Annotated in this window: 27 protein-coding genes; 22 read left to right on the forward strand and 5 right to left on the reverse strand. The window is 64.9% G+C overall.

What is annotated here, in order from left to right:
- Positions 1-3: 3 nt before the first annotated feature.
- The gene (locus tag ACI48I_RS07940; protein WP_498573828.1) at positions 4-267 is read right to left on the reverse strand and encodes a hypothetical protein; all 264 of its coding nucleotides are present in this window, start codon (positions 265-267) and stop codon (positions 4-6) included.
- Between the two features lie 242 nt (positions 268-509).
- On the opposite strand from ACI48I_RS07940, the gene ACI48I_RS07945 reads away from it, so the two are divergent.
- Complete coding sequence (locus tag ACI48I_RS07945; protein ID WP_193685363.1) at positions 510-650, forward strand: hypothetical protein; 141 nt, start codon at positions 510-512, stop codon at positions 648-650.
- A gap of 151 nt (positions 651-801) precedes the next feature.
- Here ACI48I_RS07945 and ACI48I_RS07950 read toward each other — a convergent pair whose 3' ends face one another.
- Both ACI48I_RS07950 and ACI48I_RS07955 read right to left on the reverse strand, forming a co-directional pair.
- Complete coding sequence (locus ACI48I_RS07950; RefSeq protein WP_193685364.1) at positions 802-1767, reverse strand: serine hydrolase; 966 nt, start codon at positions 1765-1767, stop codon at positions 802-804.
- 260 nt (positions 1768-2027) lie between these two features.
- Complete coding sequence (locus tag ACI48I_RS07955) at positions 2028-3044, reverse strand: sulfate ABC transporter substrate-binding protein (RefSeq protein WP_498573829.1); 1017 nt, start codon at positions 3042-3044, stop codon at positions 2028-2030.
- Between the two features lie 223 nt (positions 3045-3267).
- Here ACI48I_RS07955 and ACI48I_RS07960 point away from each other — a divergent pair, with 223 nt between their 5' ends.
- The 12 genes from ACI48I_RS07960 to ACI48I_RS08015 all read left to right on the forward strand — a co-directional run bounded on the left by ACI48I_RS07960 (position 3268) and on the right by ACI48I_RS08015 (position 13629).
- Positions 3268-3792, forward strand: coding sequence for a GNAT family N-acetyltransferase (locus ACI48I_RS07960; RefSeq protein ID WP_193685365.1), 525 nt, complete (start codon positions 3268-3270; stop codon positions 3790-3792).
- A 70-nt stretch (positions 3793-3862) separates the two neighbouring features.
- On the forward strand, positions 3863-4504 hold the full coding sequence (locus tag ACI48I_RS07965; protein ID WP_193685366.1) for a YcbK family protein: 642 nt from the start codon (positions 3863-3865) through the stop codon (positions 4502-4504).
- Positions 4505-4618: 114 nt separating this feature from the next.
- The gene (locus ACI48I_RS07970; RefSeq protein WP_193685367.1) at positions 4619-4912 is read left to right on the forward strand and encodes a DUF378 domain-containing protein; all 294 of its coding nucleotides are present in this window, start codon (positions 4619-4621) and stop codon (positions 4910-4912) included.
- Between the two features lie 19 nt (positions 4913-4931).
- A complete protein-coding gene (locus ACI48I_RS07975; RefSeq protein ID WP_498573830.1) occupies positions 4932-5393 on the forward strand; it encodes a metallophosphoesterase family protein in 462 nt (153 codons plus the stop codon).
- Positions 5394-5461: 68 nt separating this feature from the next.
- A complete protein-coding gene (locus ACI48I_RS07980; RefSeq protein ID WP_193685369.1) occupies positions 5462-5869 on the forward strand; it encodes a hypothetical protein in 408 nt (135 codons plus the stop codon).
- Between the two features lie 180 nt (positions 5870-6049).
- Positions 6050-6862 (forward strand): transporter substrate-binding domain-containing protein, encoded by an 813-nt coding sequence (locus ACI48I_RS07985; RefSeq protein ID WP_498573831.1) that lies wholly within the window; start codon positions 6050-6052, stop codon positions 6860-6862.
- Between the two features lie 3 nt (positions 6863-6865).
- A complete protein-coding gene (locus tag ACI48I_RS07990; RefSeq protein ID WP_193685371.1) occupies positions 6866-7522 on the forward strand; it encodes an amino acid ABC transporter permease in 657 nt (218 codons plus the stop codon).
- A gap of 35 nt (positions 7523-7557) precedes the next feature.
- A complete protein-coding gene (locus ACI48I_RS07995) occupies positions 7558-8442 on the forward strand; it encodes a LysR family transcriptional regulator (protein ID WP_193685372.1) in 885 nt (294 codons plus the stop codon).
- Between the two features lie 162 nt (positions 8443-8604).
- Positions 8605-9672 carry a porin gene (locus tag ACI48I_RS08000; RefSeq protein ID WP_193685373.1) on the forward strand — a complete coding sequence of 356 codons (1068 nt, stop codon included), beginning with the start codon at positions 8605-8607 and terminating at the stop codon, positions 9670-9672.
- A gap of 153 nt (positions 9673-9825) precedes the next feature.
- A complete protein-coding gene (locus tag ACI48I_RS08005) occupies positions 9826-11205 on the forward strand; it encodes an MFS transporter (protein ID WP_498573832.1) in 1380 nt (459 codons plus the stop codon).
- 31 nt (positions 11206-11236) lie between these two features.
- The gene (gudD, locus tag ACI48I_RS08010; protein ID WP_498573833.1) at positions 11237-12577 is read left to right on the forward strand and encodes a glucarate dehydratase; all 1341 of its coding nucleotides are present in this window, start codon (positions 11237-11239) and stop codon (positions 12575-12577) included.
- Between the two features lie 125 nt (positions 12578-12702).
- Positions 12703-13629 carry a Bug family tripartite tricarboxylate transporter substrate binding protein gene (locus ACI48I_RS08015; RefSeq protein WP_193689026.1) on the forward strand — a complete coding sequence of 309 codons (927 nt, stop codon included), beginning with the start codon at positions 12703-12705 and terminating at the stop codon, positions 13627-13629.
- A gap of 97 nt (positions 13630-13726) precedes the next feature.
- Here the strand turns inward: ACI48I_RS08015 and ACI48I_RS08020 are convergent, their stop codons facing one another.
- The gene (locus ACI48I_RS08020; RefSeq protein WP_498573834.1) at positions 13727-14941 is read right to left on the reverse strand and encodes a porin; all 1215 of its coding nucleotides are present in this window, start codon (positions 14939-14941) and stop codon (positions 13727-13729) included.
- 144 nt (positions 14942-15085) lie between these two features.
- Positions 15086-16762 carry an electron transfer flavoprotein-ubiquinone oxidoreductase gene (locus ACI48I_RS08025; protein WP_193685377.1) on the reverse strand — a complete coding sequence of 559 codons (1677 nt, stop codon included), beginning with the start codon at positions 16760-16762 and terminating at the stop codon, positions 15086-15088.
- A 127-nt stretch (positions 16763-16889) separates the two neighbouring features.
- Between ACI48I_RS08025 and ACI48I_RS08030 the strand changes: the two genes are divergently transcribed.
- The 9 genes from ACI48I_RS08030 to ACI48I_RS08070 all read left to right on the forward strand — a co-directional run bounded on the left by ACI48I_RS08030 (position 16890) and on the right by ACI48I_RS08070 (position 23952).
- Positions 16890-17714 carry an SDR family oxidoreductase gene (locus ACI48I_RS08030; protein ID WP_407943863.1) on the forward strand — a complete coding sequence of 275 codons (825 nt, stop codon included), beginning with the start codon at positions 16890-16892 and terminating at the stop codon, positions 17712-17714.
- Between the two features lie 85 nt (positions 17715-17799).
- Positions 17800-18219 (forward strand): acyl-CoA thioesterase, encoded by a 420-nt coding sequence (locus ACI48I_RS08035; RefSeq protein WP_193685379.1) that lies wholly within the window; start codon positions 17800-17802, stop codon positions 18217-18219.
- Positions 18220-18601: 382 nt separating this feature from the next.
- The gene (locus ACI48I_RS08040; protein ID WP_498573835.1) at positions 18602-19336 is read left to right on the forward strand and encodes a beta-ketoacyl synthase chain length factor; all 735 of its coding nucleotides are present in this window, start codon (positions 18602-18604) and stop codon (positions 19334-19336) included.
- The gene (locus ACI48I_RS08045; RefSeq protein ID WP_193685381.1) at positions 19329-20102 is read left to right on the forward strand and encodes a lysophospholipid acyltransferase family protein; all 774 of its coding nucleotides are present in this window, start codon (positions 19329-19331) and stop codon (positions 20100-20102) included. Before ACI48I_RS08040 ends, ACI48I_RS08045 begins: the two co-directional genes overlap by 8 nt.
- Positions 20095-20349, forward strand: a complete 255-nt coding sequence (locus ACI48I_RS08050) for a phosphopantetheine-binding protein (protein WP_193685382.1) — start codon at positions 20095-20097, stop codon at positions 20347-20349. Before ACI48I_RS08045 ends, ACI48I_RS08050 begins: the two co-directional genes overlap by 8 nt.
- A 10-nt stretch (positions 20350-20359) precedes the next feature.
- The gene (locus ACI48I_RS08055; protein ID WP_227496431.1) at positions 20360-20632 is read left to right on the forward strand and encodes an acyl carrier protein; all 273 of its coding nucleotides are present in this window, start codon (positions 20360-20362) and stop codon (positions 20630-20632) included.
- Positions 20633-20636: 4 nt separating this feature from the next.
- Positions 20637-21182: a COG4648 family protein gene (locus tag ACI48I_RS08060; RefSeq protein WP_498573836.1), complete on the forward strand. Its 546-nt coding sequence runs from the start codon at positions 20637-20639 to the stop codon at positions 21180-21182.
- Complete coding sequence (locus tag ACI48I_RS08065) at positions 21175-22869, forward strand: ApeI family dehydratase (RefSeq protein WP_498573837.1); 1695 nt, start codon at positions 21175-21177, stop codon at positions 22867-22869. Before ACI48I_RS08060 ends, ACI48I_RS08065 begins: the two co-directional genes overlap by 8 nt.
- A gap of 6 nt (positions 22870-22875) precedes the next feature.
- Positions 22876-23952, forward strand: coding sequence for a methyltransferase (locus ACI48I_RS08070; RefSeq protein WP_498573838.1), 1077 nt, complete (start codon positions 22876-22878; stop codon positions 23950-23952).
- The last annotated feature ends 1 nt before the right edge of the window (position 23953 follow it).

The following is a 23953-nucleotide window of genomic DNA, read 5'->3' on the forward strand; positions in this document are numbered from 1 at the left end:
TTCTTACTCTCCAAGGCCCTTGCGGACTACTTCGTCGACCAGCTGGTTCATGTCGACCCCACGCTCCTTCGCCAGCGCCTGCAAGCGCCCCACCAGCTCCCCATTGAGCTTGACCGCAAACGGCACCAGTCCCAGCGCGCGGTCGCGTTCGCGCTGTTCGCGCTTGTCGACGGGCGCGGACGCAGCCGCGCCGAAGGCGGCATTGCGCGCGCCCATCTGGTTCATGATTTTCTTGGCGTCGCTTTTGGCGAGGTCGGTTTTTTTCATTGCATGCTTTCACAGGTTGGTCGATCCGCATTCTACCCGCGATGGCGGCGAGGCAGCGCCGGCTCGGCAGCGTGCCCCGCATATGCACTGGCGTGATAACAGTCCCGTAGCGCTAATGATGAGCTCGATGGGAGACATATGGCTTTCTTATGTCGGAAATCCAAAAGCGAAATTGGATTTATATCTTGCTGGAGCGTAAGCTTCAACCATCGACACAGGTCAACGAATTCACAGGAGCGCATATGAACACGATCGCCATCACTTCCCCGGCCCCGGCCAAAGCCAGCTTCCGCGACATGCTGCGCCGTTTCGGCGCCGAGTTGCGCCGCGCCTTCGAGCTGTCGGGTGCTCCCTACGTGGACGGCCCGATGCCGCCGCTGTAAGCAGGCAAGCGCAGTCCGCTGGAATACGAAAGCCCCGCCGATGCGGGGCTTTGCTTTTGGCGGACCGCATCGCAACGGGCATAAAAAAAGGGATCTCAGCCTGCGGAGATCCCTTTTTATCAGTCAAGTGGCCGGCTCGCGGCCCCTGCCGTCAGTTGCGGCGCTTGCGCAACACGACGACCTTCTTTTTGATCGGCACGACCTTCGCCTTGGCGCGGACGGTCGCTCTCGCTTTCACGACGCGGCCGCTGCCGGCGGTGATGCGCGGGCCGCCAGTGCTGGCTTTCATCGGGCCACTGGCACGCGCCACGCGGCCGCTCGTTGCTTCTTCGCCCGCGAGGTAGCGGCGGATGTTGAGCGCGTCGAGGATGCGCGCCGAGGAGGCGCCGGCGTTGAGCAGCACCATGGTCGCGTTCTTGCCGGCGGCCTTGATGTTCATGATCAGGCAGCGGCCCGCTTCCTGGGTGTAGCCGGTTTTCGACAGGCCGATGTCCCAGCCCTTGGCGCCGACCAGGCGGTTGGTGTTGTGGAATTCGACTTCGCGGCTGTTGATGCTGACGAGGTTCTTGGCATCGGTCGTGCGGTCGGTGATTTCCTTGTAATGGGAAGCGGCCTGCGCCATCTTGACCAGGTCGGCCGCGGTCGAGCGATTGTTCGGCGACAGGCCGGTCGGCTCTTCGATCACGGTATTGGTCATGCCGAGGGCGGCGATCTTGCGGCGCACGGCGGCCTTGAAGGCCAGCTGGCCGCCCGGATAAGTGCGCGCCAGCGAGGCGGCTGCGCGGTTGTCCGAGGACATCAGGGCCAGCTGCAGCACGTCGGCGCGCGGGATGCTGGCGCCGACCGGCACGCGCGAGGTGCTGTGCTTGAGGGTGTCGACGTCGCTGCGGTCGATCTCGATCAGCTCGTTCATGTCCTGCTTCGCGTCGAGGATGACCATCGCGGTCATCAGCTTGGTCAGCGAAGCGATGGGCACGATGGCGCCGGCGTTCTTTTCCAGCAATACCTTGCCGGTGTCGTCTTCAACCACCAGCACCGATTGCGAGCCGAACGGCACCGCGAATGCGGCAGCAGACGAGATCGACAACAGGGCAGCGGCGAACAGTTTTTTGATCATGGATGTCGGAATAGGTGTCGGGTTAGAGGCCAGGCGCCGGGGACGGCGCCGCGTTTCTGGCTATATTCTTGCTACAGGGCACACCGAAGTAGTGGAAGATAGCACCCGCGTTTCTTTGTGTCTATGGCGCACAGGCAAAAACGAGCTCAACTGTGATATTTAGTGACAAAAAAGGCCCTGTGTAGTTACAGGGCCTTTGTAGAGCGACAACTGGATTGTCCGATCAAAAAGAGAATGATCGTTTTCTCCGTACGCTTCGATTATTTCGATTGGTAAATTTTATCGAACTCGCCGCCGTCGTCGAAGTGCACTTTCTGGGCATTGCGCCAGCCGCCGAACAGCTCGTCGACCGAGAACAGGGTGATCGGCTTGTAGTTGCCCGCGAACTTCTTCATCACCGCTTCATTACGCACGCGCAGGAAGTGCTTGGCGCCGATTTCCTGGCCGGCCGGCGTGTACAGGAAGTTCAGGTAAGCCGTCGCCTGCTTGCGCACGCCGCGGCGGTCGACCACCTTGTCGACCACGGCCACCGGCGACTCGGCCAGGATCGACACGGTCGGGTAGACGACTTCGAAGTTGTCGCCGAACTCGGCACGCACCATGCTCACTTCGTTTTCAAAAGTCACCAGGGCGTCGCCGATCTGGCGCTGGGTGAAGGTGGTGGTCGCGGCGCGGCCGCCGGCGTCGAGGATCGGTACGTTCTTGAAGATGCGGCCGACCAGGTCACGCGCCTGCGCTTCGGTGCCGCCCTTTTTCTTCAGCACCGAGCCCCATGCCGCCAGGTAGGTGTAGCGGCCATTGCCTGCGGTCTTGGGATTCGGGATGATGACCTGCACGCCCGGCTTGGCCAGGTCGTCCCAGTTCTTGATGCCCTTCGGATTGCCTTTACGGACCAGGAACACCATGGTCGAGTAGTAGGGCGCCGCATTGTTCGGGAATTTCTTCGCCCAATCCTTCGCCACGAGGCCGCGGTCGGCCAGCATGTCGATGTCGTTGGCCTGGTTCATCGTCACCACCGACGCTTCCAGGCCATCGGCCACGGCGCGCGCCTGCTTGCTCGAGCCGCCGTGCGACTGCTTGATGGTCACGGTTTCGCCGGTGCTCTTTTTCCAGCTCTCGATGAAGGCCGGGTTGACGTCCTTGTACAACTCGCGCGCCACGTCGTAGGACACGTTCAGCAGCTCGACCTCGGCCGCGCTTGCCGAGAAGGGCAGCGCAGCGCCGACGGCCAGCGCGAGGATCCAGCGACGCAGGGAATTGACGGGAGTATGTGGCATATTTTTCTCGCTCTTTCAATACAATGGGAACAGCGTGCATCTTCCATTTATTCGCAGCAAAACGGAAGAACAGTTTTCTCATATGCTTAGAGCCCTGGCGTGTATGCATGGCCTCGGGCAAGCTCGGCGGCTTTCGGTGTATAGTCCGGACATCGGCCACGACGTCAAAAGCGTTCCGGCGAGCAATAGAGTCAGTCATTACGAGTTACTGGGTAAGAAGTTCATGGGTATCGACATTCGCAAAGCAGTGCCACACGACGCCGCCAACGCTTGCGCGCTGCTGCGCCGCTCGATCGCGGAGGTCTGCGAGCCGGACCACCGCGGCCGGCCCGAAGTCCTCGATGCCTGGCTCGCCAACAAGACCCCGGAAACGATTGCAGCCTGGTTCGCTTCGCCGACCAACCACGCCATCGTCGCCGAGCGCGACGGGCAGTTGCTGGGCCTGGCCTTGCTGACCCAGGCCGGCAGGGTGGCCCTGTGCTATGTCGAACCGGGCGCCTTGCGGATCGGCGTCGGCCGCGCGCTGCTGGCCGCGGTCGAGGAACAGGCACGGGCCTGGAATATCCGCAAACTCAATCTGCACAGCCCGGAAAGCTGCGCCACGTTCTATGAGCGCCATGGCTATGCGAACGCCGGCCTGGAAAAATCCTGCTTCGGGCTGGAGTGCAACCTGATGTGGAAACAGCTTGATGCCAAGCCCGAAGAGATGGACGCGAAGCGAAAACGTTTCTGTAACTGCAGTGAATAAGCTACAAAACACGTCTTTTGTGCGGCATCTCGTTCAGTTATAGTACGGCCTTCGCAAAGATGAGTGCCTTATGCCTTCCCGCAGAGATTTCCTCCAACAGGGCATGCGCCTGTCCGCCCTAGGCGCAGTTGCCCCGATCCTCGTTACCAATGCCAACGCCGCCCAGCAAGCCGCACCGGCGGACCTGACGCCGCCTCCCGACCTGTTCGACGCCCAGCTGCTCGACCTCGATTTCTGGGTCAAGCCGCGCACGCTGTCGGTGACGCGCCCGCAAAGCGGCGAACGCGCCAGGCTGCTGTACTGGAAGGACGGCGAAGTGATCGACTCCGCCTACCAGGAACTGTGCCACCTGCTGCGCGACGTGAACGGCCGCGCCACCGCGCCCATCGACCCCAAGCTGCTCGAAATGCTGTGGGGCACGCAGGCCTTCATCGCCCGCTACGGCATGGAACAGCCGCTCGAGATCCTGTCCGGCTACCGCACGCCGGCCTCGAACGCGCGCCTGCAGGAGCAGGGCATCCCGGCCGCGCGCAAGTCGCTGCACATGTCGGGCAAGGCCGCCGACATCCGGATTGCCAGCCTGACCGAGGAGGTGTTGGGTGGCCTGATCCGCAGCTTTGGCCAGGGTGGCGTCGGCTATTACTACCGTTCCGGCCCGAAAGGCGGCTGGATCCACGCGGATACCGGCCTGAACCGCACCTGGAAAGGCTGACAAGGTTGATAGGGTATCAAGCGCCCTCCTGACGCCAGTTTTTGCTATCGTGAGATCTGGAGCGGCAGTGCGTTGACTGCCGCTCGAGCGTCGGATCTTTTCGAGGAGAACGCTATGGCAACGATGAACGCACCAACGATGGATCGCCGAACCAACCCCGAACGCCGCAGCGCCATGCGCGAGGGCAGCCGCTCGGCCATGTCGGCGCTCGATTACCTGGCGATGGCCCTGCTCATCATCGGCGGCCTGAACTGGGCGCTGGTGGGGCTGTTCGAAGTGGACATGGTCGCCACCATCTTCGGCCCCGGCAGCCCGGCGGCGCGCCTGGTGTATGTACTGGTCGGCCTGGCCGCCCTGTACTCGATCTATACCGCGGCGAAGATGGCCGGGGCGAAGCGCCATCACTAAGCCCCATGCCAACCAGGCCGTGCGCGTCGGGCTGATCTCCGACACGCATGGGTTGCTGCGCCCCGAGGCACTCGCCTTTCTCGCGGGCTGCGACCATATTGTCCATGGCGGCGACATCGGCAACGCGGCCATCCTGGAACGCCTGGCGCAGATCGCGCCGCTCACTGTCGTGCGCGGCAACAACGACCGCGAGGCCTGGGCGCGCACGATACCCGTCACCGCCACGCTGCAGGTCGGGCCGATTTCCCTGTACGCGATCCACGACCTGAAGGAGCTCGACATCGATCCGGCGGCCTGCGGCGTGCGCGTGGTGGTCTCGGGCCACTCGCACAAGCCGGCCTGCGCCGAGCGCAACGGGGTCCTCTACCTGAATCCCGGCAGTGCCGGGCGGCGCCGCTTCTCGCTGCCGGTTTCGGCCGCTGAACTCGTCATCGAGGACGGCAGGATCCGGCCGCGCATCGTTACCCTGGTCGCGTCCTAGTGCGCCATGTACGTCCACCCCGAAATGCCGTAGGATAGCTCCTTTGCCGTTGATCTTTTTCGCCTCCGATGACCGCTCCACTTGATACGCCTCCACGCTTCCGTCCCCGTCCCTGGATCCACCTCGAAACGCCGCAGGACGTCGAACTCTGGATCGCGGAGCACGACCAGGCGCTGCAGGACCTGATCAAGCCCCAGGAAACCGGCTACGGCGTCTGCTTCACGCTGGCCGAAGGCGGCAACATCTACCTGCAGACGCATGAAGACGCCATCCAGCTCGACGTCGACGACGAGGCCAGCTGGGTTGCGCCCCTGATCGTGGCCGCCACCGGCGCCGAGATCCCGCGCGGTTCCTACTGGCTGCTGCCGGCCGACCGGCTGGTCCAGCTCGTCATCGGGCTGTCGAGCCTGGTCGCCAGCACGACCCTGGTCGTCGGCCACCGCTTCGGCTCGCGCGGGCAAGCGCAGGCCTACTGAAAATATCCTGGCGCTGTTCGCGTTAAGTGTGGAAAGTGTGGAGCTCCACTCGTCGTGCGGGCCACGGCTGTTCAAAGCGATCCCACACTTAACGAGAACAGCGCCCTATCTTTCCCTCGCCCGGCGGCGCGCTTTTCGGTTATAAAAGCAACATTCGCTTTTTAACGGAGAGCAACCCCGATGCGTACGCTGTCCTTGTTTTCTTCGCGCCGCCGTGCCTGTCAGCTCGGCGCGGTCGTGCTGGCCCTCGGCGCGGTCTTGCCCGCATCCGCCGCCGACCTGCTCGATACGGTGAAAGCGCGCGGCAGCCTGCGCATCGCGATGGAAGGCACCTATCCGCCCTTCAACTTCAAGGACGGCAAGACGGGACAGCTGGCCGGCTATGACGTCGACGTGGCGAAAGCCGTGGCCGCCAGGCTGGGCCTGAAACCCGAATTCGTGACCACCGAGTGGTCGGCCATCCTCGCCGGTCTGGCCTCGGGCAAGTACGATGTCATCGTCAGCCAGGTCGGCATCACCGCCAGGCGCGAGCAGGCCTTCGATTTTTCCCAGCCCTATACCTGGTCCTCGCCCCAGCTGATCGTGCGCCGCAACGAGAGCATCGCCTACCAGTCGCTGGCCGACCTGAAGGGCAAGACCCTGGGCGTGGGGCAGGGCAGCGTGTTCGAACAGCAGGCGAAAAGCGTGCCCGGCATTCTCGTCAAAAGCTACCCGGCCGCGCCCGAGAACCTGCAGGACCTGGCTTTCGGACGCATCGACGCGGCCCTGAACGACAGCCTGATGGTGGCTTACCTGCTGAAGAATTCGCAACTGCCGATCAAGGCCGGCGCGCGCGTGGGCGCCGTCGAACGCATGGGCATCCCCTTCCGCAAGGGTAATCCGAAGTTCAAGGCGGCGCTCGACGGGGCGCTGGCCGGGCTCCAGGCGGACGGCAGCCTGAAGGCGCTGTCGACCAGGTGGTTCGGCAGCGACGCCTCGCGCCCGGCGCACTGAGCGATGGCGCTGTTTGCGCTCTTGCGCGAGGCTGCGCCGGCCATGCTCACGGGGGCCGGCTACACGCTGCTGTTCGCGCTGGCGGCCATGATTGGGGGGATGGCGATCGGGGTGCCGGTGGCGCTGATGCGCATTGCACCTGTCGCCGTGCTGCGCTGGCCGGCCACGCTGTATGTCAGCGTGATGCGCGGCACGCCGCTGCTGGTGCAGATCTTCGTCATCTATTACGGCTTGCCGGGCATCGGCATCGAATTCACCCCGGTCACGGCGGGCGTGCTGGCGCTGTCGCTGAACAGCGGCGCCTACCTGTCCGAGAGCCTGCGCGGGGCGATCGCCAGCATCCGGCAGGACCAGTGGCGCGCCGGCTTCAGCCTGGGCCTGGGCTATGGCCAGACCCTGGTCCACGTCGTGCTGCCGCAGGCGCTGCGGGTGGCGGTGCCGTCGATGAGCAATACCCTGATCAGCCTGATCAAGGACACCTCGCTGGTCTCGGTGATCACCATGACCGAACTGATGCTGGCGACCAAGGAGGTGATCGCGACCACTTTCCAGCCCTTGCCGCTGTACCTGGCCGCGGCCGCCATCTACTGGGCCCTGAGCCTCGTTTTCGAGCAGGTGCAGCGCCTGGCCGAGCGGCGCCTGAACCGGGCGCACCGCTAGCGCCAACTATCCACAGGAAGACAGGGGAAAGCACCATGTTCGAAATCAGCCAGCTTCGCTGCTTCGTGGCGGTGGCCGAGGAACTGCACTTCAGCCGCGCGGCCGAGCGCCTCAACATGACGCAGCCGCCGCTCTCGCGCCAGATCCGGCTGCTCGAGCACCACGTCGGCGCCCAGCTCCTCGAGCGCAACAGCCGCACCGTGCGCCTGACAGCCGCCGGCAAGGCCTTCTTCCCGGAAGCGGCGCGCATCCTGCGCATGGCGGAAGAAGCGACGTTCACTGCGCGGCGCGTGGCCAAAGGCGAGCAGGGCACGCTGGCGATCGGTTTTACGGGAGGGGCCGGCTACAGCCTGCTGCCCGAGGTGGTGCGGCGCCTGCGCGAACAGTCGCCGGGCGTGGTGCTGACCCTGAAGGAGCTGGTCAGCACCCAGCAGGTCGAGGCGCTCAACGCCAGCCAGATCGAACTGGGCCTGATGCGGCCGCATGCCCTGAACGCCGAACTGGAGTCGGCCCTGCTGGCGACCGAGGCGCTGATGCTGGCGATCCCGAAAGGCGAGGCAGACGCATGGCCTTTGAACCCGACCCTGGCCGACCTGCACGGCAAGCCCTTCGTCATGTATTCGCCCTACGAGGCGCGCCCCTTCCACCAGATGCTGAGCGAACGCTTCGAGCGTGCCGGCGTCGTGCCCGACATCGTCGAGCACATCGGCCAGGTGCACACGATGCTGGCGCTGGTGAACGCCGGCATCGGCGCCGCCCTGGTGGCCGAGGGCGCGACGCGCCTGCACTTCGACGGCATCGTCGTGCGCAAGATCGACACCGAGCCGGTGCGCATGGTCTGCGCCTGGCGCCGCGACAACGAGAACCCCATCCTCCAGCTGTTCAAGCGCGACATCGTCCCGAATTTCCAGGTGAGCTGAACCGGACCCATCTATTCAATTCGTGGATCGGACGCGTCACGCATTGGTTTGTTCGTGGATCGTTCCACGCCTATGATTGTTTTTGTGCAAGATCAGCACCGGATCAAGCGCGGCATCGACCGTGTCCGGCCTTGCATGCCCATCAATCATGGAGACAACACAATGAAGGCAGGCACTCAGGTAGCCATCGCGCTCGGACTGCTCGGCGCAAGCGCCGCGGCACAGGCACAAACCAACGTCACGATCTACGGCATCATGGACGCGGCATTCGTCGGCGAACGCGGCGGCAGCGCTGGCCACGTCAACAAGATCACCAGCGGGGCCGGTTCGGCCTCGCGCCTCGGTTTTCGCGGCACCGAGCAGCTCGGCGATGGGCTGTCCGCCTTCTTCACGCTGGAATCGGGCCCCCGGATCGATACCGGCGCCCTCGACGCCAACAACGTCCTCTTCAACCGCCAGGCCTTCGTCGGCCTGAAGGGCAAGGCCGGCTCGGTCGCCCTCGGCCGCCAGTACACGCCCTGGCACCAGGCGCTGGCCCAGGTTGCCGATCCGTTCGGCACCGGTTATGCCGGCACCTCGAAGAACCTGTTCCCGGACAGCGGCGCGAACGTGCGCACCAGTAATACGGTGACCTATTCCGCGCCGACTGTCGCCGGCGTCACCGTCGACCTCGCCTACAGCCTGGGCGAACTCGCCCACAGCGCCGACGGCCGCCAGTACGGCGGCGCGATCGGCTATGCGAACGGCCCGCTGAACCTGCGCCTGGCCTACAACAACAAGAACGCGGAAACCCTGCAGCCTGGCGGACGCACCGGCCGCAACACGCTGCTGGCCGCGAACTACGACCTGAAATTCGTCAAGCTGTTCGCCGGCTTCAATGTCGACAAGGGTTTCAACAGTGCGCCTTTCGGCAATGCGAACAACCCCTACGGCGGCGTCCGCCCGACCGCCTCCACCGACGGGCGCGAGCTCCTGCTCGGCATCAGCGCACCAATCGGCGCCGGCACCCTGATGGCCTCGGTCATGCACAAGGACGACCGCACCGCCTTCAACCAGGACGCCAATGCCTGGGGCATCGGCTACCTGTATGCGCTGTCGAAACGCAGCGGCGTGTACGCGGCTTACGGCCACATCAACAACAAGAACGGCGCCGGCTACACGGTCGCCAACAATTCCGAGTCGGGTAGCGGCAATACGGGCTACAACCTCGGCCTGCGCCACACGTTCTGATCGCGCTGCATCGATTCAAATCGTGGATCGATCAGGACAGTGATTGGTTTGTTCGGCCATCCTGGCACCCCTATGATGGCCGTCAACAAATACAAAAAAGTCCAGTCCCTGTCCGCCCGGTGGGCGGCAGGCGTATCTACTCAGGAGACAAGCATGGAACAAGTACAGGCCCGCACGGGCACCGTCGGCGCGCCCGCCAGGACCAAGCCCGCCACCCCCGCAAGCAACGCGCGCTGGATGATCCTCGCCATCCTGTTCATGGTCACGACCATCAACTACGCCGACCGCGCCACGATCTCGATCGCCGGTCCCGAGCTGAAAAAAGCGCTGGGACTGTCGCCGGTCGAGATGGGCTACGTGTTCTCCGCTTTCGCCTGGTCCTATGTGCTGGCCCAGTTGCCGGGCGGCTGGCTGCTCGACCGCTTCGGCTCGAAAATTACCTATTTCTTCAGCATCTTCCTGTGGTCGGTGTTCACGCTGTGTACCGGCTTCGTCGGCTTCTTCACCGGCGCCGTAGCGGTGGCGATGCTGTTTGCGCTGCGCTTTGCCGTCGGCGCGGCGGAAGCGCCTTCGTTCCCGGGCAACAGCCGCATCACCTCGGCCTGGTTCCCGACCCACGAGCGCGGCCTGGCCTCGGCCATCTTCAACTCGGCCCAGTATTTCGCGACCGTCCTGTTCGCGCCGATCATGGGCTGGCTGGTGCATGCCCACGGCTGGCAGAGCGTGTTCTACGTGATGGGTGCGATCGGCATCTGCATGTCCTTCATCTGGCTGAAAACCATCCACCCGCCGAAGCAGCACCCGACGGTGAGCAAGGAAGAGCTCAGCTACATGCAGGAAGGCGGCGCCCTGATCGACATCGACGGCAGCGGCCGCACGGCGGCGGCGCCGGGCGTGAATACCTTCGCCTGCATCAAGGAGCTGCTCGCCAACCGCATGCTGCTGGGCGTGTACATCGGCCAGTACTGCATCACCACGCTGACCTACTTCTTCCTGACCTGGTTCCCGGTCTACCTGGTGCAGGAACGCGGCATGACGATCCTGAAGGCGGGCTTCGTCGCCTCGCTGCCGGCGATCGCCGGCTGCCTGGGCGGGATCTTCGGCGGCTGGCTGTCGGACCGCCTGTCGAAAAAAGGCTACTCCCTGTCGGTGGCACGCAAGCTGCCGATCGTGCTCGGCATGCTGATGTCGACCTCGATGATCGCCTGTAACTACATCGCAACCGACGCCCTGGTCGTGGCCGTGATGTCGCTCGCCTTCTTCGGCAAGGGCGTCGGCGCCCTGGGCTGGGCGGTGGTGTCGGACACCTCGCCGAAAGAAGCCGGCGGCCTGTCGGGCGGCCTGTTCAACACCTTCGGCAATACCGCCGGCATCACGACGCCGATCGTCATCGGCTACATCGTGCAGGGCACGGGATCCTTCGCCGGCGCCCTGGTCTTCGTCGGCGCGAATGCGGCACTGGCCATCGTCAGCTACCTCTTCATCGTGGGCGACATCAAGCGGGTCTCGTTGACCAGATCGCTCATCAAATAATTCTTACGCAACGCATTTTCTGGAGTCGAACATGAACAAAGCAGTCTCGGGCGCCCCAACCATCACCGACCTGCGCGTCGTCCCCGTCGCCGGCCAGGACAGCATGCTGCTGAACCTCTCCGGCGCCCACGGCGCCTGGTTCACGCGCAATATCGTGATCCTCACCGACAGCCTGGGTAACACGGGCCTGGGCGAAGTGCCCGGCGGCGAAAAGATCCGCCAGACGATCGAGGATGCGCGCTCGCTGGTGGTCGGCAAGACCCTGGGCGAATACAACAACGTCCTCAACGCCATGCGCACCGCCTTTGCCGGGCGCGACGCCGGCGGGCGCGGCCAGCAGACCTTCGACCTGCGCGTCGCCATCCACGCCGTCACCGCCGTCGAATCGGCGCTGCTCGACCTGCTCGGCCAGTTCATGAACGTGCCGGTGGCCAGCCTGCTGGGCGAAGGCATGCAGCGCGATGCGGTCGAGATGCTGGGCTACCTGTTCTACGTGGGCGATCGCAGGAGGACGCCGTTCGACTACCGCGCCGAACCGGACGCAGACAACGACTGGTTCCGCCTGCGGAACGAGGAAGCGCTGACGCCCGAATCCATCGTGCGCCTGGCCGAAGCGACCAGGGAGCGCTACGGCTTCAACGACTTCAAACTGAAGGGCGGGGTGCTCAGCGCCGACGCCGAAATGGAAGCCATCGTCGCCCTGCACGAGCGCTTCCCCGAAGCGCGCTGCACGCTCGACCCGAACGGCGGCTGGCTGCTGAAGGACGCGATCCGCGTCTGCCGCGACAAGCACGGCGTGCTGGCCTATGCCGAGGATCCGTGCGGCGCCGAAGACGGCTTCTCGGGCCGCGAAGTGATGGCCGAATTCCGCCGTGCCACCGGCTTGCCGACCGCCACCAACATGGTCGCCACTGACTGGCGCCAGATGGCGCATTCGATCCAGCTGCAATCGGTCGACATCCCGCTGGCCGACCCGCATTTCTGGACCATGCAGGGTTCGGTGCGCGTGGCCCAGCTGTGCCAGATGTTCGGCCTGACCTGGGGCTCGCATTCGAACAACCACTTCGATATTTCGCTGGCGATGTTCACCCACGTCGGCGCCGCCGCGCCGGGCAAGGTCACCGCCATCGATACCCACTGGATCTGGCAGGACGGCCAGCGCCTGACGAAAGAACCGCTGAAGATCGAGAAAGGCATGATCCGCATTCCGGAAAAGCCTGGCCTGGGCATCGAACTCGACCCGGCCGAACTGGAGAAGGCGCACCAGGCCTATCGCAACATGGGCCTGGGCGCGCGCGACGATGCGACGGCGATGCAGTTCCTGGTGCCGAACTGGAAGTTCGACGCCAAGGGGCCTTGCCTGGTGCGGTGATACGGTCCGTCTCACTTCCCGCAAGGAGGTGGGACGGCATCGGGAAGTCTGTACATCCATAAATCAAAATGATCAGGAGACGCGAAATGAATGCAAAGAAGTTTCTGCTAGCTGTGCTGTCGAGCATGATGCTGGTGTCGGGCGCGCAGGCGGCCTATCCGGACAAGACCATCACCGTGGTGGTGCCCTTCCCGGCGGGCGGATCGACCGACGCGATCGCCCGCGCCATCGGGCCGAAGATCTCGGCGCGCTTCGGCCAGCCGTGGATCGTCGACAACCGCCCCGGTGCCACCGGTGCGATCGGCGCCGGCCTGGTCAAGCGCGCGGCGCCCGATGGCTACACCCTGATGGTCGCCTCGATCGGCGTGTATGCCGTCAACCCCTTCCTGCAGAAGAACCTGGCGTATAACCCGCAACGCGACTTCGACCTGCTGACGGTTGCCGTGCGCGCGCCGAACGTGCTGGTCGCCCGGGCCGACCTGCCGGCCAATAACATGGCCGAACTGCTCGCCTACCTGAAAAAGAACCCGGGCAAGGTCAACTTCGCTTCCTCGGGCAACGGCAGCTCGGACCACCTGACGGCCGAACTGTTCTGGCAGAAGAGCGGCACCAGCGGCCTGCACGTGCCCTATAAAGGCGGCGCCCCGGCGATCACCGACCTGCTGGGCGGGCAGACCGACGTCTCCTTCGTGAACATCAACGCCGCGCTCCCCTATATCAAGAGCGGCAAGCTCAAGGCGCTGGCCGTGACTGGCGAGGGACGCGCCGCCGTCCTGCCGAAAGTGCCGACCCTGGCGGAATCGGGCGTTCCCGGCGTCGAGATTTATTCGTGGCAGGGCATCGCCGCACCGAAGGGCTTGCCGAAGGACGTGAAGGCCAGGCTGCACGGCGCGATCGTCGAAGCGCTCACCGAGCCGGCGCTGAAGTCCAAGCTGGTGGAGCAGGGCTTCGAAGTCGTGGCGAATACGCCCGAGCAGTTCGAGCAGTTCCTGGCGGGCGAACAGGCGCGCTGGAAGAACGTGATCGAGACCGGCAAAATTACAGCTGACTGAGCAGCTGACTGAGCAGCTGACTGAGCGGACGACTGAGTTTTACCTCATTCGAGCGTGGTTTGCGGCGCGGGCTTTCTGGTCCCGCGCCGTTTTTTATTTAGAAGTGGTGGAACAGGCCCAGCGAGCAGGTGCGGGTCTCGATTCCCGTTTGCGGCGCCGTGCTGCCCGCTTGCAGGGGCAGGGCAACGCTGTTGAGGATGATGGTCGAGGCGCCGAAGTTGCGCACCGAGCCGGCGCGCGCATACAGGCCGGTACGGCGCGAGAGCTCGTAGTCGACGCCCAGCATCAGGCCCAGCGCCGAGGATGCGACCAACTGGCCGGCGCCGTTGCGCGCGCCCTCGGTATCGCGGTGGACCGCGGACGCGCGCCAGGTCAGGCGGCCCTGCGGCAGGATCGCGCCCAGGGTGACGATCTGCGCTTCGCCGCTTTGCGCCAGCTGCGGCGAGATACGCGCATACGAGGTCGAGAGCACCAGCTTGCCGTTATCGAAGATCGCGCCGACCGACGGGATGTCGGTGCGCACCGGCTGCGCCGGCAGGCCTGCGCTGATCGTCACCGGGCTGCTGAAGGACTGGATCAGGCTTGCCGCCAGATACACCGGACCGGTGCTGTACGAGACCACGCCGCCGCGCGTGCCGGTCGACGGCTCGCCCGTACCGTAGGGATTGGCGGACCAGATGGCCTGGGCCGCGAAACCGCCCAGGCGCGGCGTCGCATAGGTGATCGACTTCGGCACGCGCACCGGAATCGTGCCCGCGCCCGGACCGAGGTCGGTATTCGCACCGACGCCGCGCGGACCCTGCATGGCGCCGCCGGCAACCCAGGTGTAGACCGAATTGGTGTTCACCAGCGCGAACGGGTCGATGAAGAGCGGCAGCATCGCATTGATCTGGTTCCCGAGGCGCACCGTGCCCAGGGTGTTCGAACGCAGGCCGACCCAGGATTCGCGGTTGAACAGGGCGCTCGCCTGCTGGGCGCCGGTGTCGGCATTGATGCCCGCTTCCAGCTTCATTTCCGCCTTGACGCCGTTGCCCAGGTCTTCCGAGGCATAGAAACCGAGTTTCGACGTGTGGTCGCCGCCGCTCTGCTGCTGCCAGCGACCGCTCGCATGGTCGGTCGTCGTGTACATCATGCCGAGATCCAGCGTGCCATAGATGCGCACGGCGCCGCCGCCGCGGCTGTATTCGGGCAGCTGGGCCAGGCGGGTCATGAGGTAGGAGGGGCCGGTCTGGGAGAAGGCCGAAGGGGTGACAAAGGCAGTGGCAAGCAGCGAGCAGAGGAGAGCAGGGCGGAACGAGGTGAAACGCGGCATCGTGAGTATTGGTGAGATTGCAAAGCAGGATTATCACATGCGCGAAATCCTCACCGAAAGAGCAGGTTGCCGCAAAACAACAAGAAGGTGGGCGTGCTGCCGCATCACGAAAAAAAACGGGCACCGCCTGGTGCCCGCTTCAACTTACATGTTCGGATAATTCGGCCCGCCGCCACCTTCCGGCGTCACCCACACGATGTTCTGCGTCGGATCCTTGATATCGCAGGTCTTGCAATGCACGCAGTTCTGCGCATTGATCTGCAAATGATCCTGCCCCGCATCCGTCTTCACGAACTCGTACACGCCCGCCGGGCAGTAGCGCTGCTCGGGACCGGCGTACTTGGCCAGATTCACGTCGACCGGGATGCTCGGGTTCTTCAGCGTCAGGTGCACCGGCTGGTCTTCCGCGTGGTTGGTGTTCGAGATGAACACCGACGACAGGCGGTCGAAGGTCAGCTTGCCGTCCGGCTTCGGATACACGATCGGCGTGAACTCGGAGGCCGGGCGCAGCATTTCGTGGTCGGCGTGCTTGTGGCGCAGGGTCCAGGGCGCCTTGCCCTTGAAGATCATCTGGTCGATGCCGGTCATGACGGTGCCCAGGTACAGGCCCTTGCTCATCCAGGGCTTGAAGTTGCGCGCCGCATGGAGTTCCTTGTACAACCAGGACTGCTCGAAGGCGGCCGGGTAGCTGCTCAGCTCGTCGTGCTGGCGGCCGGCGCCGAGCGCTTCGAAGGCGCTTTCCGCGGCCAGCATGCCGGTCTTGATCGCGCTGTGGCTGCCCTTGATGCGGCTGGTGTTGAGGAAGCCGGCGTCGCAGCCGATCAGGGCGCCGCCCGGGAACACGGTCTTCGGCAAGGATTGCAGGCCGCCGGCCGTGATGGCGCGCGCGCCGTAGGAGATGCGCTTGCCGCCTTCGAAGAAGCCGCGGATCGCCGGGTGGGTTTTATAGCGCTGGAATTCCTCGTACGGCGACAAATACGGATTCTGGTAAGCCAGGCCGACGACGAAGCCCACCGCGACCTGGTTGTTTTCCAGGTGGTACAGGAAGGAACCGCCATAGGTACTGTTATCCAGCGGCCAGCCGGCGGTGTGGATCACCAGGCCCGGCTGGTGCTTGGCCGGGTCGATTTCCCACAGCTCCTTGATGCCGATGCCGTAGGTCTGCGGGTCCTTGCCCTTGTTCAGGTCGTACTTGGCCATCAGCTGCTTGCCGAGGTGGCCGCGCGAACCTTCGGCGAAGAAGGTGTATTTCGCGTGCAGTTCCATACCGAGCTGGAAGGCGTCGGTCGGATTGCCTTCGCGGTCGACACCCATGTTGCCGGTCGCGACACCCTTGACGGAACCATCCTCGTTGTAGAGGATTTCGGCGGCCGGGAAACCCGGGAAGACTTCGACACCCAGCGCTTCGGCCTGCTGGCCCAGCCAGCGCACCACATTCGCCAGCGAGACGATGTAGTTGCCGTGGTTGGTCAGCATCTTCGGGATCATGAAGTTCGGCGTGGCGCGTGCCTTGGTCTCCGTCAGGAACAGGACGCGGTCTTCGGTCACTTCGGTGTTGAGCGGTGCGCCGAGTTCCTTCCAGTTCGGGAACAATTCATTGAGGGCAATCGGATCCATGACCGCGCCCGACAGGATATGGGCGCCGACTTCGCCGCCTTTCTCGAGCACGCAGACCGACACTTCCTGGCCCTTCTCGGCCGCCAGCTGCTTCAGGCGGATTGCCGCCGACAGGCCGGCCGGGCCGCCGCCGACGATGACGACGTCGTACTCCATCGCCTCGCGCGGGCCGTATTGTTCGAGAATGTTGATTGTCTCAGTCATGGTCTTGTATGGTTAAAAAAATTTAAGCACGAGTGTGCGGGTTTTTCGGCCTGAATGCAATGTCGGGCGCCATTTTAGGCCCATTTTTAGGCGCGGCAATCTAAACCCGGCAATCTGTGACATCATTATGCCTTCGACATCATCCGTGCCGGAGCACAACAGGACAGGAGCCAATGTGGGCATCGAAGTGAATTTTGAAGGAAAGATTGCGATGGTCACCGGCGCCTCGAGCGGGCTCGGCGCCCGCTTCGCGAAAGCCCTGGCCGGCGCCGGCGCCCAGGTGGTGCTGGCCTCGCGCCGTACCGAACGGCTGAAGGAACTGCGCGCCGAAATCGAGGCCGACGGCGGCGCCGCCCACGTCGTCAACCTGGACGTAACCGACATGGCCAGCATCAAGTCGGCGATTGCCCATGCCGAGACCGAGGCCGGCCCGATCGATATCCTGATCAACAACTCGGGCGTGCAGAGCACCCAGCGCCTGCTTGACGTCACCGAGGACGATTATCAGTACATCATGGACACCAACCTGCGCGGCGCCTTCTTCGTTGCCCAGCAGACGGCCAAGCGCATGATCCAGCGCGCCAAGGGCGATCCGCGCAAGCAGCACCGCATCGTCAACATCGCCTCGGTGGCCGGCCTGCGCGTGCTGCCGCAGATCGGCGTGTATTGCATGAGCAAGGCCGGCGTGGTGCAGATGACCAAGGCGATGGCGGTCGAATGGGGCAAATACGGGATCAACGTGAACGCCATTTGCCCGGGCTATATTGCGACCGAAATGAACGAGGATTATTTCGAGACCGAGCAGGGCAAGAAACTGATCGACCTGCTGCCGCGCAAGCGTCCCGGCAAACCGGAAGACCTCGACGGCCTGCTGTTATTGCTCGCGGCCGAAGAGGCGCATTTCATCAATGGCGCGATCATTACCGCCGATGACGGCATGACCGCACAATAGAATATATTGTCGATATTGACGAATTGGCGCCGGCAACGGCGCCATTTTCATTTTAATTTAACGAAATCGAAGACGAGTAAATGGCATGAGCGACAAACAGTTGGTACACACGATGCGGATGGACGTGCGCTGGGGTGACATGGATGCGATGGGCCACGTGAATAACACCGTGTATTTCCGGTATATCGAAACGGCGCGCATCGCCTGGCTGGAGCAGATCGGCGCCTTGCCCGATCCGACCGGTACCGGCCCGGTGCTCATCAATGCCCAGTGTTCGTTTTTGAAGCAGCTGAAATACCCGGCCGAGATCGAAGTGCGCTCGTATGCGGGGCTGCCGGGGCGTTCGAGCTTCGTGCTGTCGCACGAGATCCGGCTGGTCGGCGCCGACGGGCAGGCCGGGGCACTGCATGCCGAGGGCGCGGCGAAGATTGTCTGGGTCGATTTCCTGGCGGAGAAGTCGGTGCCGCTGCCGGACGAGGTCAGGGCGCTGTTGCCGGCCGCCTGAAAACAGCGCCTGCGGGCGCTTTTTTTACGCCGGACCAGATTATTTTCGACTTGTGACAATCTGTGAGAATTAAGCCTATTGCGATGTGGCAATATGGCGCCTTGCCCGACTTGTTCCCCGCTGCGCGCATTCCTGCGCAAAGCGTTGCAGCCGTCTTCGTCACTGCCTTCCTTACTTATGCGGCGCGCATTGATATGCCGCGATCGCAGGCTTTTCCTCGCCTTTAATCAGTGTACGCGAAGCGATCTGTTGCGAAATGGCCCGAGGAATGCGGCGATTATTCCTTCAGGCAAAACCAAGCATTATAATTCGCACTTATTAAATACGCCGCACGATTGATTTTTCTTCCTGTATCACCCATTCCATCGCCGTGCCGATAACTATGCCTGATAACCACGTCCTCTTTTCGATCGCGCGCCACGCCGCCTGGGCTCCAGGCGTGACGTCGCCCGCGGCATGGTCGGACTGGGCGCAGGCGCCGTGGCCGATCTCCGGGGACGACGAACCGGAAGTGGCGGCGATGCCGGCCATGCTGCGCCGGCGCGCGGGCTTCCTGGGCCGCATGGCGCTCGAAGTGGCCTATGCCTGCCTCGGACAGGAGGCAGGCGTGCCGACCGTCTTCTGTTCGCGCCATGGCGAAGTCGGGCGCGCGATCGGGCTGCTGGGCGATCTGGCGCGCGGCGAGCCGCTGTCGCCGACCGCCTTCGGGCTCGCCGTGCACAATGCCAGCGCCGGGCTGTTCTCGATCGCGCGCGCCGACCGCGCCAACCACGTCGCGCTGGCAGCGGGCAGCGCCACGCTCGAACACGCCGTCATCGAAGCCTGCGGCCTGCTGGCCGACGGCGCGCCGATGGTGCTGCTGGTCGCCTGCGACGAGCCGCTGCCGGCGCCGCTGGAAGGCTTCGAGGACTGCGCCGAGCAGCCCTTCGCCTTTGCCTGGGCCATCGTCCCGGCGGGCGAGCGCGCCGTGCGCCTGTCCTGGCGCGCGGCCGCGGCGCCGGCCGAACCGGGCAACATCCCGGGCGGTCTCGAGGTGCTGCGCTTCCAGCTGGGCCAGGGCACAGTGCTCGAACGCACGGCGGCTGCGCGCCACTGGACCTGGAGCCGCGATGCTTGATGCGCTCTGGCGCGGCTGGCGCGTGCTGGCCACGGGCCTTTCCTTTGCGCTGTTCGGGCTGGGCGGCCTGGCGCTGCGCGTCATCGTGTTCCCGTTGCTGGCGCTGTGTGTGCGCGATCCACAGGCGCGCATGCGTGCCGCGCGCGCCACTATTCGCCTGAGCTTTCGCGCTTTCGTCGGCATCATGAACGGGCTCGGCGTGCTGCGCTACGAAGTGCATGGCCTCGACAAGCTCGATCGCGGCGGCCAGCTGATCCTCGCGAACCACCCGACCCTGATCGACACCGTGTTCCTGATCGCCTTTGTGCGCAATGCCGACTGCATCGTCAAGGGCGGCCTGTGGAACAACCCGTTCACCGGCGGCCCGGTACGCGCCGCCGGCTATGTCTGCAACGACCGCGGTCCGGAACTGGTCGACGATTGCATCGCCTCGCTGCGCGCCGGCGGGAACCTGATCGTTTTCCCCGAAGGCACGCGCACCCCGCGCGGCGGCGCCATGGAACTCAAGCGCGGCGCCGCCAACATCGCCGTGCGCGGCGCCCAGCCGGTGACGCCTGTGCTGATCGCCTGCCAGCCGCCGACCCTGGGCAAGGGCGACAAATGGTGGCATGTGCCGCCGCGCCAGGCGCGCTTTCGCATCGAAGTCAAGGACGACATCGGCATCGAGGCCTTTACCGGTCCCGGCGTCCCCGACGTGATGGCGGCGCGCCGCCTCACCGAATACCTGCAACGTTATTTTATGGAAGAAGGCCAGCACCATGCTTGAACAGGAAGTGAAAGAACTGATCGTCGACGTCCTCCAGCTGGAAGACATCGCCCCCGCCGATATCGACAGCGAGGCACCCCTGTTCGTCGAAGGGCTGGGTCTCGATTCGATCGACGCGCTGGAAATCGGCGTCGCGCTGCAGAAGCGCTACGGCATCACGCTGTCGGCCGAATCGCAGGAAACGCGCCGTCATTTTGCTTCGGTGCGCGCGCTCGCAGCGATGATCGAAGCCAACCGCAAGAAATAAAGAGGAAGCCATGGTAAGCATCAACGATATGAATCGCGACGAACTGTTCGTCTGGATCGCCGACCTGCTGGCCGAGATGTTCGAACTCGACCGCGACGCGCTCACGCCGGAGTCGAACCTGTACACGGACCTCGACATCGACAGCATCGACGCCGTCGACCTGGCCGTGAAGCTCAAGCAGACCACCGGCAAACGCCTGCAGCCGGAAGTGTTCAAGACCATCCGCACGATCGACGACGTCGTGAACGCACTGGCCGGCCTGGCGGAAGAGCAGGCGGCCTGATTTCGTGCTGTGGAATGCATTGACCATCGCGCTGACGCTGGTATATCCCCTCGCCATCTGGCTCGGCCACGGCAGCATCGAGCCGCGCTGGCTGGCCGGCCTGCTGCTGCTGACGGCCGCCACCCGGCTGCCGCAGTTGAAGCTGAGCGCGCCGGCACGCTGGACGGCGGGCGGGGCGCTGCTCCTCGTCGCCGCGGCGGTCGGCTCGAACGCGGTGCTGCCGCTGAAGCTGTATCCGGTGCTGGTGAATGCCGCCTTCCTGGCCGCCTTCGGCGCCAGCCTGGTGTCGGGCCCCTCGATGATCGAGCGCCTGGCGCGCCTGCACGAGCCCGAACTGCCGCCTGAAGCGGTGCGCTACACGCGGCGCGTGACCCAGGCCTGGTGCGTCTTCTTCGTCGCGAACGGCGCCGTGTGTCTCGGCACCGCCTTGTTTTCTCCCGATGCCGTCTGGTCGCTCTACACGGGCGTCGTTTCCTACGTGCTGATGGGTTTGATGTTCGGCGGCGAATACCTGCTGCGCATGCGTTTTAAACGGCTGCATCATGTCTGATTTTTTTGAGCGTCTCGGCGCCCGTGCGCCCGCCGCGCCGGCTGGCTGGCGCGACGGCTCCCTGGTTTCGCACGGCGAGCTGCTGGCCCGTGCGCGCGCCTGGGCCGCACTCGGCCGCCGCAGCGCTGCGCGCGACGTCGCCCTCTACCTGGACGACAGCCTGGAATTCGCGGCGGCCCTGCTTGGTGCCTGGCTGGCCGGGAAGACCGTCTGGCTGGTGGCCGACACGCTGCCCGCCAGCTGCGCCGCGCTTGCGGCCGAAGTGGGGGCCTTCTGGGGCGAGTTCCCGCAGGACTACGCGCCCTGTATCCCGCAAACCGGCGATGACTCGGTTCCCGGCTGGACTACGCCCGCTCCCGATTTTCCCGCGCTGGTCGTCCATACCTCCGGCAGCACCGGTGCGCCGACCGCGATCCGCAAGCGCTTCTCGCAGCTGAGTTCCGAGATCGCCGCGCTGGAGACCGAGTTCGGCGCGCTCGTCGGCGACGCGACGGTGCTGTCGACCGTGTCGCACCACCATATCTATGGGCTGCTGTTCCGCGTCCTGTGGCCGCTGCTGGCCGGCCGTCCGGTCGAAGCGGCACGCCACGAATTCCCGGAAACCCTGGCCCCGCGCCTGGGCGCCGGTCCCTGCCTGCTGCTGGCCAGCCCGGCACACCTGAAGCGCCTGCCCGAGCATCTCGACTGGCGCGGCGCGGCGCAGCTGCGCGCGGTGTTCTCTTCGGGCGGCATGCTCGAAGCGAAGGCGTCGTTCCATGCGCGCGCTCTGCTCGGCCAGGCTCCGATCGAAGTCTACGGCAGCTCCGAGACCGGCGGCGTCGCCTGGCGCCAGCGCACGCCCGGCAGCGTCGAGGACTGGACGCCGTTCCCTGGCGTCGAATGGCGCAGTGATGCCGAGGGCCTGCTTGAACTGAGCTCGGGCCCGGCGGGCGGCTGGCAGCGCCTGGCCGACCGCGTCGAAGGCACGCAAGGCGGGCGTTTCGTGTTGCGCGGGCGCGCCGACCGCATCGTCAAGATCGAGGAAAAGCGCGTCTCGCTCGACGCCGTCGAGGCCGCCCTGTGCGCGACCGGATTGGTACGCGAGGCACGCGTGCTGGCCTGTCTCGAAGACGCGCGCCAGTCGCTGGCCGCGTTCGTGGCGCCGTCCGACAGCGGGCAGGCCTTGCTGGAAGAGGGAGGCAGGAACGCCCTCAGTACGCGCCTGCGCGCCGCGCTGGCGGCGTCGACCCACGCGGTGGCGCTGCCGCGCCGCTGGCGCTATCTCGAACGCCTGCCCGTCAATTCCCAGGGCAAGACCACCCAGGCCGGTCTGCTGGCGCTGCTCGACACCGAAATGCCCGCGCGGCCGCGCTTCCCGCAGGCCGTCCTGATCGAGGACGCACCGGCCCGCAAGCTGCTCGAACTGGTGGTGCCGGCGGACCTGCTGTATTTCGACGGCCACTTCACGGTGGCCCCGGTTCTGGCAGGCGTGGTGCAGGTCGACTGGGCAATCCATTACGGCCGCCTGCATCTCGGCCTGGCCGGCAGCTTTGGCGGCATCAACGCGCTGAAGTTCCAGCAGATGATCCGGCCCGGCGTGCCGGTGCAACTGGAACTGGTTTGGGACCCCGTCAAGGGCAGCCTGAATTTCCGTTATTTTTCCGAAGCCGGCGCACACGCGAGCGGCCGCATTTTGTTAGGGACCTGATCGACCATGCTGGACAAAAAATTTTCGCCGGAGCGCCAGAGCGCCTTCGAAGCCCGTTTCGAAGCGCAAAAGATCGCATTCGGCCCGGTCGTGTTCCAGTGCGTGCGCTATGCGTGGAAGCGCGGCATGCTGCAGGCGATCGCCGACGTCGGCGACACCGGCCTGTCGGTCGAGCAGATGGCGGCAAGCGGCCGCTGGACGCCCTATGTGCTGAAGGTGGTACTGGAGACCTGCCTGTCGGCCGGCGTGGTCTACCTGAGCGGAGGACGCTACGTGCTCGACAAGGCAGGCTTCGTCGTGCTGACCGACCCGATCACCCAGGTCAACATCGACTTCAACCATGACGTCTGCTACCAGGCGCTGTTCTCGCTCGAACAGTCGCTCGACGCCGAGAAGCCGCTCGGCCTGAAGGTGTTCGGCGACTGGCCGACCGTGTATGAAGGCCTGTCGCAGCTGCCGGAGCCGGCCCGCGGCAGCTGGTTCGCCTTCGACCACTATTATTCCGACACCTCCTTCCCGGACATCCTGCCGGACGTGTTCGCGACCGCGCCGAAACGCGTGATGGACATCGGCGCGAATACCGGCAAGTTCACGCTGGCGGCGCTGGGCGCCAACGCCTCCGTCAAGCTGCACCTGGTCGACCTGCCGGGCCAACTGGCCGTGGCCGACAAGGCCCTGCAGCAGGCCGGCCTGCGCGAGCGCGCCAGCCTGCACCCGACCAACCTGCTGGACGACAGCGCCGCGCTGCCGGACGGGATGGACCTGATCTGGATGAGCCAGTTCCTGAGCTGCTTTTCGGAAGACGCGATCGCCAGCATCTTCCGCCGCGTGGCCGCCGCGCTGTCCCCGAATGGCCAGGTGCTGATCATGGACACCTTCTGGGACCGCCAGCGCTACGACATCGCGTCCTACTGCCTGATCAACACCTCGCCTTACTTCAACAACCTCGCCAGCGGCAACAGCAAGGTCTACCAGAGCGATGACTACGTGCGCCTGGCGAAAGCGGCCGGCCTCGACCTCGTCACCGCGCGCGACGGCATCGGCTATTGCCACTCGCTGCTGCGTTTCGCCAAGGGTGATTGAG

The organism is Massilia sp. LXY-5 (assembly GCF_059801075.1).